We start from the raw sequence: 12346 nt of genomic DNA on the forward strand, positions 1-12346 counted from the left end.
AAATTCACTATGCCACTACAGTTCGGCCCTTTAAAACTCCTAACAAACTCGAGATCGACAACTTGGGAGGAATAATGACAACAAGGTGAACATGATCTGGTTGAACATTTAATTCTAAAACCTCGCAGTCTTTCATATTGCACAAGATATAGATTGAACGATAAAGCTCCTTTCCAACCCTATCTTTAAAAATCTTATATCTGTACTTTGGAGTCCAAACTATATGGTATTTGCAACGCCAATAGACATGTGATGAACTTCTATAATCGCCCATGTGGTTGTTTCCCTTACTTGTGGTGAATAAGAGGTTACTTCTAACATGGGCACTTCTTCAGGCTATAGCCTCAAGGAACAATCACCACCGCCCTAGGCGGTGGTTTTGAGGGGCCAATAAATCAGAGACTTCAGAAACCGCCTCTTCAGGCACATAGTCTGGTACACCCCACAACGCGTAAGGTTCATAATGGAGCCCAAGCTCGATAAGCGGCTCAACGTCTTCAACGCCCGCTTTGTAAATACCGTGACTTGATGGCAACCACGCAGAAGAAAGCATATCCACTTGCCCTGCTTTCAGCTTTTCAAAGTTCTCCTGATGTGGAGAGAAAATACGCTCTACCTCAAACCCCATGGCTTTCAATACATTGGCAACCAACGATGCGGTCGTACGGTGGAACGACAAATCCGTTACACCCATTATGATTTTCTTAATCATCTTATCCCCTTAGATCATAGGCTTCGTTCATACAATTCGTACTGCGCTACGTTGTCGATATGGGAAAATGATAGTGAGAAAATTACTAATGAAAAACAGCCTCACATTTGAATCATTATCAAATTAGTTTTGACAATTGAGTGTTTGAAGCTAACTTAGAATCGATAAGTAGGGATAACCCATTTGCAGATTGTGATGAGGAAACATTCCAACTCCATGTTTAGAACATAATTCAATACAGGTAGATAACATGCTTCTTGAAGACTTACAGGTCATTTTGAAAGTGGCGGAATTTCGCAGTATTACAGCAGCAGCCACCAACCTAGATATGCGTACTGCCACTGCAAGCGCTGCGGTTAAACGTGTTGAAGCTGCACTGGGTGCTGAATTGTTTGTAAGAACCACTCGCCACCTAAGGCTCTCTTCAGCAGGCGAACGCTATTTACCAGAGTGTGAGCAAGCTTTAAAAATGCTAGATCAAGCTAAGCTCAACATGAGAGAAGAGCTTGGTATTCTGGATGGTGAAATTCGCATCGCGCTTTCTTCTGATCTAGGACGAAACCTAATCACACCTTGGCTAGATGAGTTCTTGCTTGAATACCCAAAGGCAACACTTCGAACCAGCATCAGTGACAGCAACATAGATTTTTATCGTGATTCCGTTGATATGGCGTTGCGTTATGGATCCCCGACTGATGCCAACATGTATGGCTTTAAAATCTGTGATGTGCCAAGGGTATTATGTGCAACCCCTCAATACTTAATCGATCAAAGCACGCCAAAACAGCCTAGTGACTTAGCTCAGCACAATGGTTTGCTTTACCAACTCCATGACATGTTGCAAGACGAATGGGTGTTTAACGATGGCAATCAAGATCATAAAGTGAAGCTTAAAGGGAATCGAGCATCGAACGACGCTGATCTTGTGAGACGTTGGTGTATTGCAGGGAAAGGTATCGCAATAAAGTCTTGTTTAGATATGTCGAAGCACTTGCTCTCTGGTGAGGTCATCAATGTTATGCCTGAATTCAAACCAACACCTACAGAGCTGTGGCTAGTATGCCCAAGTCGTCAATCCATCACCCCGACTGTTCGCTTATTAAGAGATCTATTCCGCGATAAAACTGCGGAGATCCTTTCGCAACTTAGTGAACAAGGCATTATAGAAAGCAAAATATCATAGGATCTAATGTAGTTTAGAGATAAGAAGTAGGGATACAAAAAAGGCGTTAGCGAACTTAAATTCGCTAACGCCTTTAATCATTTGAACATCATATAAGTATGATGAACATACTGACTTTACTATAAGTACTTGGTTTAATAACCTTAGTACAAAAGTTTAGTTTGACTCGTCTTCAACAACGTCACAATCTGCACAGCACTGCAGAGCAATTTCATGTTCGAAAGTGATCGTATCTTCGCCTTCTTCCAGTAACTCTGCGATCTCATCCGCGACTTCTTTTTCATCATCCGCTTCGATTTCGCTTGCTAGCTCTTCTTCTGAATAACCGAAGAAGTTTAGTAGTAGGTACTCACGAGCTTCATCTTTAGTACAAACCACGTTTGCTGAAAGATCAGGTGTAATCTCACCTTGCGCAAGAGTCGCTGTCAGTTGAGCTATAGCATCCTCTTTCATCGCAGGCGTTAACCAACCAAGATCAGTACTTACCGTTGTTTTTTTACAGTCGAAGCAAGGCAATTGGTGAAAGTAGTATTGAAAGGTCGTCATAGGTAAATTCTTGTTTAAATGTTGTATAGCGAGATTATGCGCGTTTTGTAGCAAAATACTATCTCAATCACAACCTAAGGCTGATTCGTACTGATTATTTTTACCAAGTACAGAGCACCACAATGACGACTGATAAATTGAAGGCTTCACTCACTTGGGACATCACTTCATTACGACGAAGTTTGCGAAGTCTTGTCTACTCCACGCGACTTAGCCTTGTAATTGTGTAACCAGCAACAAAATAACCCGATGCACAGACCCCAAAATGCACTGCCGATCCCCAGTAAATTAGTGCCCGAAGCAGTGAATAGGAAAGTAAAAAGTGCGGGCTCTCGATAGTGGTTGTCTGTCATCGAAACGGCTAAACAATTCATCAATGTAGGCATCACTGCTAAACCTGCGACCGCTATCACAACCGCTGAGGGAACCGCGCTGAACAACGATACGAATGACATCCCCATCACACCAGCTAACAGGTAAAATACACCCATCGAGACCCCAGCCATATAACGTGTTTTTGGATTATCATCGGCATTGGGACCCATACAGATCGCCCCTGTAATTGCTGCAAGGTTATACGCAAAGCCACCAAGCGGGGCCAATAGTAGCCCGATCACACCAGTGGTGGTGATGATCTTAGATGAATCAACTTGGTATCCGTTCGCTTTAAGCACAGCAAAACCTGGCAAGTTCTGCGAAGCCATAGTCACAATAAACAGTGGGATACCGACGCTAACCAACGAGAAGAACTCAAAATCAGGCATAATGAATACCGGTACAGTTAAACCTACTGTGACCTGACTGACATCAAGTTTGCCAAAACCGACACACATCACCAAAGCAATAACGAAAATACTTGGGATCAGTAAGTTTCCTAACCTTGCTTTAGCCAAAATAAATACAGCAAGCATGACCGCAACTATCTGAACTTCTTCCATTAACGACGCAAATAAACCCAAACCAAACTGCAACAAAATCCCCGCCAGCATGGCAGATGCGATTGATGTTGGGATCTGTTTGAGTACCTTCTCAAAGATTCCCGCTAAGCCAACCAGCGTGATCAACAAAGAGCTAAAAAAGAACACCGCAACCGCCTGATTCATTGTTAGCCCTTCCAAAGAAGTAATTAACAACGCTGCTCCGGGGGTCGACCAAGCTGTAACCACAGGTTTCTTGTAATAGAGCGAGAGCAATATCGTAGTGGCGCCCATGCCAATTCCCAACGCCCAAAACCATGACGCGACTTGCTCTTCAGTTGCTCCTGCACTCATCGCCGCTTGGAAAATGATCGCAGCAGCACTCGCATAACCGATGAAAACAGCAATAAAGCCGGTACTGACGTGAGAAAATTTTAGCTTAGTCATGTTAATTTGTTCCGGTGTGCGTTATAACGTCCATAGATTGAACTTAGCACCTGTGCGCTATAACGCACAACTGATTTTTAAAAAAATTTGTAGAGAAAAGATGCAAACAGAAATTAAAGTCGGCGTTAACTTGAAACGCCTTCGCCAAGAGAAAGGCTGGAGCTTAGACAAAACGGCAAAAGCAACAGGCGTGAGTAAAGCAATGCTAGGACAAATTGAACGTGGAGAATCAAGCCCAACAGTCGCTAAGCTCTGGCAGATAGCTTCTGGGTTCGAGGTGTCACTTTCGAGTTTTATCGCTGCTAGTTCAAACAGTGAACTGACGAGCTTATTCAGAGATGCAAACGAACTAAGGCATGAGGAATACAACATTGGTTTCTTCGTCAGTTTGTTGTTTCCTTTTGAGGAAGCACTAGGGTTTGAAATATTCGAACTAACTCTAGCACCCGATTATCACCATGAATCCGAACCGCATAACGTAGGCGTCACTGAGCACATTTTATGTATTTCGGGAGAGATGGCTGTGCTGTTTGATGGTGAGTGGCAAACGTTAAGAGCAGGGCAAGCCGTTCGCTTCAATGCCAACCAGAACCATGGCTACAAAAATATAGGTGAAGGAAATGCCATATTCCACAATGTGATTCACTACCCTAACAGCAAGCAATAGTGTCGGATTTGGCGCTAACAGATGTTTAGAGCTAACCGGATGCTTAGCTCTAACGGATTAATGGCAGACCACTGGCTAGTATTCACTTAGAACGACTATACGTTGACAACCATGCTGCCATCTTCTGCTTGATAACGAGCCCATAGTTGAGAAAGGTTTTCTTTATTAAGCTGTATCTCTTTTTCTTTCAGAAACGCTTCGTTGTGCAGCTTCGAATACGAGCGCTCAGCTAGGTCACAGCTAAATGTAACGATGGTTTTCCCTTTCCCCATTCTAGCCGCAGCGTATAGCGCTCCTGCTACGTTCAACGACGAGCTGCTTCCTAGAAGAATACCGTCATGTTCCGCAACAAGACGGGATATCGTAACCAAATCCTGATCGGGCAGCGTGATTGCACGATTGATTTTTGCCTACCTGAAATTTTCAACCGTTCGCATGATCCCTATACCTTCCGTGAACGAACTTCCTGTAGATTGATACTGTCCATTACGGAGAAACGAATAAATGCCAGACCCATTTGGGTCAACCAACCAAGTTTCGAGATTGGGTTGTTGCTCAGATAGGTAGTGTGAGTTTCCTGCAATAGTTCCTCCAGTCCCCACCACTGAAACTAGAGCATCAATTTTACCTTGTGTTTGCTGCCAGATCTCCGGTCCAGTATTCAAATAGTGCGCTCGATAATTACTGAGATTTTCGAACTGATCTGCCCACCAATAATTCTCGTTTTCAACACCAATCCGCTTGGCTGTGTGGTAAAAGTGTTGAGGATTTGCAAAAGGACAAGGGTCGACCAATGACAATTCAGCGTTATAAAGCGAGATCATACGCTCTTTCTCTTGTGCCTGCCCTTTGGGCATCACCACCAACATTTTATAACCGAGAGATTTAGCCACCAAAGCAAGGCCAATCCCCGTATTTCCTGCAGTACCTTCGACGATTGTCATTCCCGGCTTAAGCTTGCCAGCTTCAACTGCATCCCTAACAAGCTGAAGTGCCGCTCTATCTTTAATCGAACCACCTGGGTTCTGGTGTTCGCACTTAAGAAGAATCTCACAACCTGATATCTCTGAAAGACTGTTGATTCTAACCAGATCGGTATCGCCAATGAGTTCACTGAGATTGTTTGCAATGTGGACAGATGACATCGCGACTCCATTTATTTGTTGGGGGTGAGTTTGTTCATCGATTGAGTTGTCGATGATCATAAGCGTAGCTCTGAGGTTTGCTTAGTCAAGGAGTGCCGGATTTGAAAAGACTCTCATTTTCTCAATAACAATTAGAATTAGAATTAGAATTAAGAGTGATCGATAAGATTGAGGGTAAACACTTTTTTAAAAACGTTTGACGATGGCCTTGTGGGCTATGTAATGGCATAGTTAATTTGGCCCCATGCTAAGGCGTTCAGACGCATATTTACTAGACACAAAAAAGCGAACCAATTAGGCTCGCTTTTGATTGTCTTTCTCTTGCTTAAACTTTAGCTCAGATTACAGAAGTTCTACAGACTGTTGAGCAATAACGAATTCTTCGTTAGTTGGGATAACCATTGCTACTGCGTCTAGCATCTCTGACTTAGCGATGATGCCTTCAGCACCAAAACGAGCGGCTTCATTGCCTGCTACGTCTTCAACAAAACCAAGAATCTTTAGGTTGCTTAGGATCTCACGACGAATTGGTAGAGAGTTCTCACCGATACCACCAGTGAAGATGATGCCATCTAAAGAATCTAGCGTTGCAAGGTAAGAAGCAACGTATTTAGCGACACGGTAAGTAAACACCTCAAAAGCAAGCTTAGCGCCTTCGTGGCCCTCTTCCATCGCTTCTAGAATGCCACGAGCATCGCTCGTAAGACCAGACACGCCAAGGAAGCCAGACTCCTTGTTTAGAGAGTTAAAGACTTGTTCTTGTGACCAACCTTTCTTAAGTAGGTACTCGATGATGCCTGGATCTAAGTCACCACAACGTGTGCCCATCATAAGGCCAGAAAGCGGAGTGAAACCCATTGATGTGTCAACACTGTTACCATCTTTGATTGCACATACAGATGCGCCGTTACCTAGGTGAACAGATATGAAGCTAGCTTTTTCAACTGGCTTATTCACCATTTTCGCAGCTTCACGGCTAACGAAGTAGTGGCTCGTACCGTGGAAGCCGTAACGACGAACACCGAAGTCTGTGTATAATTCTTTTGCGATTGCACCAGTAAATGCACGTTGTGGCATTGTTTGGTGGAAAGCCGTATCAAATACAGCAAATTGAGGTAGAGAAGGGAAAGCTTCAATCGCAGCACGGATACCGATAGCACCTGCTGGATTATGAAGTGGAGCTAAGTCAGATAGGCTTTCAATCTCACTCGTTACTTCTTCAGTAATACGAACAGTTTGAGTGAACTTTTCACCGCCGTGAACAATACGGTGACCAATAGCCACGATATCAGCTGTGAAGCCTAAGTCTTCCATCAGGCCAACCAATTTGCCAATGGCAATTTTGTGGTGGTTACCCTCGCCTTGAATAGCAATTTCTGTTTTCTGACCTTGATGCTTCCAGCTCATGCGAGCGTCCTCAAGACCAAAACACTCCCCTAAGCCACTTAATACTGCGTCACCAGAAACAGAATCGATGACAGCAAATTTAAGGGAAGAACTACCCGAGTTAATAACCAGAACAAACGAATTAGACATTGGATATGGATCCTGTTTCAGTACGAATTTAGTGAAGTTTGCGCTTCAATTTTAGTTAAGTCCATTATTCAATAATTTTTGAATCTTTCAACTTTTGTTTTGCAAAAACCACTAAATGAACACAATTAAGTTGATCTTAGTCATTAATTTATTTCTTTCGAGAACGAAAATTAAAAAATAGTTGAATTAGATAAAGTAAATGCACTTATGAAACTGATAGATTCATACAAACCACATTGAGAACAAAGTCATCTGGTACTGAGAGCTTATCCAAGAGCCTAGTTCATAGATTAAGCCCATAAAGCCACTTAAAACCACTAGAGCAAGCTATCGTTCTAAGCTGCGACCTCAAAAAATACAGCACAACATTTAAGTATAGAGCTCGTTGGTTGCCAATGTCCGCTGATAGATTTTAAGAAGTTTAATCGCGCCCCGGAACTTGAAGATCTAACTGACGCGGGTCGAGCGGTTGATTTATTCTTACATCAAAATTCATTTTTCACTCTAGCTGTGCATTTTTTTGCTAGACATCGATCAACTCCCATATCTCCAGACCAAACATGCTAAACGGCGCTTACGCACATATCACTGAGCTGCCTTTGATGTGAGGCACTATCTAAACTTACGCTTAGGACGTGCTACAGAAGCGAAAAATAAAATAGCACGCACAAAAAAGCCGAGCATTATGCTCGGCTTTTAAATTCACTGTCTAAGCTATTTATCTATAAGCACTTGGCTTGTAAGCTTCAGCTTAAAACTAAAGGTTGATTAACCTTCGCTGCGCTCTGGACGACGACCGCGGTTGCCGCCATTGCCAGCTGCTGCGTTGCCATGGCCACGTTCGCCACGGTGGTTACCACGGTGATCACCACCACGGTTACGGTCAAAGCGACGTTCGCCATCACGACCACCAGCAGAGTTACCATCACGTGCGCCGTCACGGTTGCCACGGTAGCCACCACGACCGCCATTGCCACCTTCACGGTTACCACCTTCGCGATTACCGCCTTCACGGTTACCACGGTAGCCGCCGCCATCACGACCGCCACGACCGCCATCACGACCGCCACGGTTGCCATCACGACCGCCGCCGCCACGACGAGGCTCACGGAAGTCGTTGAAATCAACAACTACAGCGCCAGCTTCTTTTTGACGAATGCGAAGTTTGCTTAGCTTACCAGCAGTTTCAGAGTTCATTGCTTTTGGCAGTTGAACGTAAGTTGAACCTTGGTCTAGCTTGATAGCACCGATAGAACCTTTAGTTAGGCCTAGTTCGTTTGCTAGTGCGCCAACGATGTCTTTAACCTGAACGCCTTGCTCACGGCCAACTTGTAGTTGGTACGTATCCCAATCTTGCGTATTGAAGTTACGATCGCCACGACCATTGTCACGGTCTTCACGACGCTCTTTGCGACGGTTCTTATCACGCTCAATAGCAGCGATCATTGGGTCTTCGCCAACGTAGAATAGAGGGCTCTTACCTTGCTGACGCTTAAGAAGCATTGCAGCTAGAGTAGCAGCATCAACTTCTAGAGATTCTTGTAGTGTAGAGATTAAACCTGCGAAGTTTTCTAGAGCTTTGCTCTCTTTCTCAGTTTCAAGCTCAGCACCAAGCTTAGCAACACGTGCAGCAGCAACTTCGTCACGTTGTGGAAGTTGGATTTCTTCCATTTGAGACTTAGTTACACGCTCGATTGTGCGAAGCATACGGATTTGGTTAGTGCGAACTAGTAGGATCGCTTTACCTTTACGTCCAGCACGGCCAGTACGGCCAATACGGTGGATGTAAGATTCAACATCAAATGGGATGTCGTAGTTAAATACGTGAGTGATACGTGGAACATCAAGACCACGTGCTACAACGTCAGTTGCAACTAGGATATCGATAACACCTTGTTTGATGTGATCAACAGTGCGCTCACGTAGAGACTGAGGAATATCACCGTGCAGTGCAGCAGCTTTGAAGCCACGTGCAGATAGCCAATCAGCTAGACGCTCAGTATCTTGACGAGTACGTACGAATACGATTGACGCGTCAGTTTCTTCAGTTTCAAGAAGACGAGACATTGCTTCGTCTTTCTCTACGCCTTTAACAACCCAGTAATTCTGCGCTACTTTGTCAACTGTGTGGTTAGTACCAGCAACGTCAACTCTAGCCGGGTTACGTAGGTAACGGTCAACAATAGTCTTAACCATTGGAGGCATAGTTGCAGAGAATAGTACACGTTGTGCAGTTTCTGGAGCTTGCTCAAGAATCCAAGTAACGTCATCTACGAAGCCCATTTTTAGCATTTCATCTGCTTCATCAAGAACAAATGTATGCGCTTCATCTAGGTGTAGACGGTCACGAGTTAGTAAGTCTTTAACACGACCTGGAGTACCAACAACAATGTGAGCACCGCGGCTTAGAGCACGCATTTGGTCAACAATTGAAGCACCACCGTAGATTTCAAGAACTTTAAGACCGTTGATGTCACGACCTAAGTTTTTGATTTCCGCAGCAACTTGAATCGCTAGCTCACGAGTAGGAGCCATGATGATTGCTTGTGGTTTGTGTTGGTTCAGGTTGATTTTGTTAAGTAAAGGCAGAGAGAATGCTGCTGTTTTACCAGTACCAGTCTGTGCTTTACCTAGTGCGTCACGGCCTTCAAGAAGAAGAGGAATAGCTGCTGCTTGGATTGGAGTCGGAGAAACGAAACCCATGCTATCAAGAGCTGAAAGAATGTTATCGTTAAGGGCTAATTCATTAAATTGAATTACAGATTCGGACATTGGGATCCCACTATATATAAGTAAACAAAAGGTCCCGGGAGCTCTATCAATTCCAATACTGATCCAATCAGATACTGATTCCATTCAGAGTTACGAAGCAGTAATAAAACACTTCAAGCCATTAGGGACGTCTAAGGGAGGCGGATTATTCCCTAAATGCATAAAAAAATCCAGAAAAAATTGAAATACATCACATATTTTTCGCTTTTACATCAATACTGGTTATCATATCGTCAAAACTTGATGAATATCTCGTCACAGCACCAAACTTCTAGCAAATTGACCTAGTTAAATAAGAGGGCGATTAATTCACTCTCACTTCGCCTTTAAGTAGTAATCAAGCCTCGCAATGATTATAGTGTGCTCAATTGTCCTCGATAGATAAAAGTCAAATGTTTCAAGATAATCCTCTGCTCGCTCAGCTCAAACAGCAAATCCAAGAAACCCTCCCTAAAAAGGAAGGGACAATCAAAGCCACTGAAAAAGGATTTGGTTTTCTAGAAGTCGATAACAAAACCAGTTTCTTTATTCCGCCGCCATACATGAAGAAATGTGTACACGGTGACAAAGTGATTGCCATCATTCGCACCGAGAAAGATCGCGAAGTAGCAGAGCCTGAGGAATTGATTGAACAGGGCCTTACTCGTTTTATTGCTCGAGTGAAGTTGTTTAAAGGTCGTTTGAACGTAGTTCCTGATCACCCGCAACTGAAAAAGCTGCAACTAAAAGCGAAAGCAAAGAAAGGTCTAAACCCTGAAACGCTAAAAGAAGGCGATTGGGTTGTTGCTCATATCGTTCAGCACCCGCTAAAAGGTGACAACGGATTCTTAGCTCAAATCTCTGAAAAAATCACAGACGCTGACGACAAGATCGCGCCTTGGTGGGTAACGCTTGCACAAAACGACCTACCAAATAGCGAGCCTGAAGGCATCGACGAGTGGCAGATCAAAGACGACGCTGATCTTGAACGTGTCGACATGACTCATGTCCCTTTTGTGACTATCGATGGTGAAAGCACCAAAGATATGGACGATGCGCTTTACGCTAAGAAGAAAGAAAACGGTGATTTTGAACTGACTATTGCGATTGCTGATCCTACCGCTTACATCTCTCCAGATGATGCGATGGATAAAGTGGCTCGCGAGCGTGGTTTCACTATTTATCTTCCAGGTCGCAACATTCCAATGTTGCCTCGTGATCTTGCTGACAACTTATGTTCACTAATAGAGAACGAAGTTCGACCGGCACTTTGCTGTACAGTAACGGTATCTAAAGATGGCGTTATCGGTGATGACATTCACTTCTTCGCTGCGAACATCAAATCTCACGCTCGCCTTGCTTATGATAATGTATCAGACTGGCTAGAAACGGGCGCATCAGAGAAATGGCAACCATCAGAAGAGATCGCTGCAATTGTTTCTGACCTTCACCAATTTGCTCAAGCGCGTTCAGCGTGGCGTTCGGCAAATGCAGTTGTGTTCCCAGATCGCCCTGACTACCGCTTTGAACTAAGCGAAGACAACGATGTTGTCGCTATCCACGCTGACATGCGTCGTAGCGCGAACAAGCTGGTTGAAGAGTCGATGATCAGCGCGAACATCTGTGCAGGCCGAGTACTAAAAGAAAGCTTTAACCAAGGCGTCTTTAACTGTCACTCTGGATTTAAAACTGAGAAATTGACAGACGTTTTGGAGCTGGTTAATCCAGAAGCCGAAACACCGTTTACAGAAGAGCAGATCGTTTCTCTAGAAGGCTTTGCAACTCTGCGCCGTTGGTTGGGGTCTCTAGACAACAGCTACTACGACAACCGTATTCGTAAATTCCAAGCGTACAGCGAGATCAGCAATGAACCTGCACCACATTACGCTATGGGATTAGACATCTACGCAACGTGGACTTCTCCAATTCGTAAATACGGCGATATGATTAACCACCGTATGCTTAAGGCTCACATCTTAGGTAAAGCGCCAATTCAAACACCAGACGAAACCATTGGTGATGAACTTGCCCTACACCGCCGTCACCACGGTATGGCTGAACGCAATGTTGGCGATTGGTTGTATGCTCGCACTCTAGCGAATGCGCCCACTGAAAAGACTCGCTTCCAAGCAGAGATCTTCGACATAAACCGTGCAGGTATGCGTGTACGTCTACTTGAGAATGGTGCAGCTGCATTTATTCCTGGCTCTCTCATTATTGATAATAAAGAGAGAATAGAGTGCAACGGTGATATGGGTACTGTATCTATCGATAAAGAAATGGTATACAAACTGGGAGACGTTTTAGAAGTAGTTCTCTTCGAAGTTAATCAGGAAAACCGTAATTTAGTAGCAAAACCTACTCAAGTATTTGCGGACTTGCCTAGCGAGCCTGAAACAACAAATGAAACTGAAGCTTAAGCTTAAGAGCTTTAACGGTTAC

Annotated in this window: 7 protein-coding genes and 3 pseudogenes; 3 read left to right on the top strand and 7 right to left on the bottom strand. The window is 44.1% G+C overall.

From position 1 onward, the window contains the following. Positions 1-13: 13 nt before the first annotated feature. Positions 14-274: pseudogene (tnpA, locus tag BCU75_RS17025) on the bottom strand (IS200/IS605 family transposase); the annotation flags it as partial. Between the two features lie 114 nt (positions 275-388). Next, a pseudogene (locus BCU75_RS17030) lies at positions 389-694 on the bottom strand (glycine betaine ABC transporter substrate-binding protein); the annotation flags it as partial. Between the two features lie 268 nt (positions 695-962). On the opposite strand from BCU75_RS17030, the gene BCU75_RS17035 reads away from it, so the two are divergent. After that, positions 963-1895 (top strand): LysR family transcriptional regulator, encoded by a 933-nt coding sequence (locus tag BCU75_RS17035; RefSeq protein WP_102474532.1) that lies wholly within the window; start codon positions 963-965, stop codon positions 1893-1895. A 156-nt stretch (positions 1896-2051) separates the two neighbouring features. Here the strand turns inward: BCU75_RS17035 and BCU75_RS17040 are convergent, their stop codons facing one another. Beyond that, the gene (locus BCU75_RS17040; protein WP_102474533.1) at positions 2052-2441 is read right to left on the bottom strand and encodes a hypothetical protein; all 390 of its coding nucleotides are present in this window, start codon (positions 2439-2441) and stop codon (positions 2052-2054) included. 170 nt (positions 2442-2611) lie between these two features. Continuing rightward, positions 2612-3805: a benzoate/H(+) symporter BenE family transporter gene (locus BCU75_RS17045; protein ID WP_102474534.1), complete on the bottom strand. Its 1194-nt coding sequence runs from the start codon at positions 3803-3805 to the stop codon at positions 2612-2614. Between the two features lie 100 nt (positions 3806-3905). On the opposite strand from BCU75_RS17045, the gene BCU75_RS17050 reads away from it, so the two are divergent. Then, positions 3906-4472 carry a helix-turn-helix domain-containing protein gene (locus BCU75_RS17050; protein WP_102474535.1) on the top strand — a complete coding sequence of 189 codons (567 nt, stop codon included), beginning with the start codon at positions 3906-3908 and terminating at the stop codon, positions 4470-4472. A gap of 95 nt (positions 4473-4567) precedes the next feature. Here the strand turns inward: BCU75_RS17050 and BCU75_RS17055 are convergent. From BCU75_RS17055 to BCU75_RS17065, 3 genes and pseudogenes are all read right to left on the bottom strand, one after another. Continuing rightward, a pseudogene (locus BCU75_RS17055) lies at positions 4568-5617 on the bottom strand (cysteine synthase A). 342 nt (positions 5618-5959) lie between these two features. Further along, positions 5960-7153, bottom strand: a complete 1194-nt coding sequence (locus tag BCU75_RS17060; RefSeq protein ID WP_102474536.1) for an acetate/propionate family kinase — start codon at positions 7151-7153, stop codon at positions 5960-5962. 768 nt (positions 7154-7921) lie between these two features. Continuing rightward, positions 7922-10009: a DEAD/DEAH box helicase gene (locus tag BCU75_RS17065; RefSeq protein WP_102474537.1), complete on the bottom strand. Its 2088-nt coding sequence runs from the start codon at positions 10007-10009 to the stop codon at positions 7922-7924. Positions 10010-10317: 308 nt separating this feature from the next. Here BCU75_RS17065 and rnb point away from each other — a divergent pair, with 308 nt between their 5' ends. Continuing rightward, complete coding sequence (rnb, locus tag BCU75_RS17070) at positions 10318-12324, top strand: exoribonuclease II (protein ID WP_102474538.1); 2007 nt, start codon at positions 10318-10320, stop codon at positions 12322-12324. Positions 12325-12346 lie beyond the last annotated feature (22 nt).

Source organism: Vibrio splendidus, from assembly GCF_002873455.1.
In the GTDB taxonomy this organism is placed as follows: Bacteria; Pseudomonadota; Gammaproteobacteria; order Enterobacterales; family Vibrionaceae; genus Vibrio; species Vibrio splendidus_J.

What these genes read in the sequence shown, in the direction of transcription:
- BCU75_RS17035 (WP_102474532.1), top strand. Translation starts at nt 963, where the DNA reads ATGCTTCTTGAAGACTTACAGGTCATTTTGAAAGTGGCGGAATTTCGC.
- BCU75_RS17040 (WP_102474533.1), bottom strand. Translation starts at nt 2,441, where the DNA reads ATGACGACCTTTCAATACTACTTTCACCAATTGCCTTGCTTCGACTGT.
- BCU75_RS17045 (WP_102474534.1), bottom strand. Translation starts at nt 3,805, where the DNA reads ATGACTAAGCTAAAATTTTCTCACGTCAGTACCGGCTTTATTGCTGTT.
- BCU75_RS17050 (WP_102474535.1), top strand. Translation starts at nt 3,906, where the DNA reads ATGCAAACAGAAATTAAAGTCGGCGTTAACTTGAAACGCCTTCGCCAA.
- BCU75_RS17060 (WP_102474536.1), bottom strand. Translation starts at nt 7,153, where the DNA reads ATGTCTAATTCGTTTGTTCTGGTTATTAACTCGGGTAGTTCTTCCCTT.
- BCU75_RS17065 (WP_102474537.1), bottom strand. Translation starts at nt 10,009, where the DNA reads ATGGAATCAGTATCTGATTGGATCAGTATTGGAATTGATAGAGCTCCC.
- rnb (WP_102474538.1), top strand. Translation starts at nt 10,318, where the DNA reads ATGTTTCAAGATAATCCTCTGCTCGCTCAGCTCAAACAGCAAATCCAA.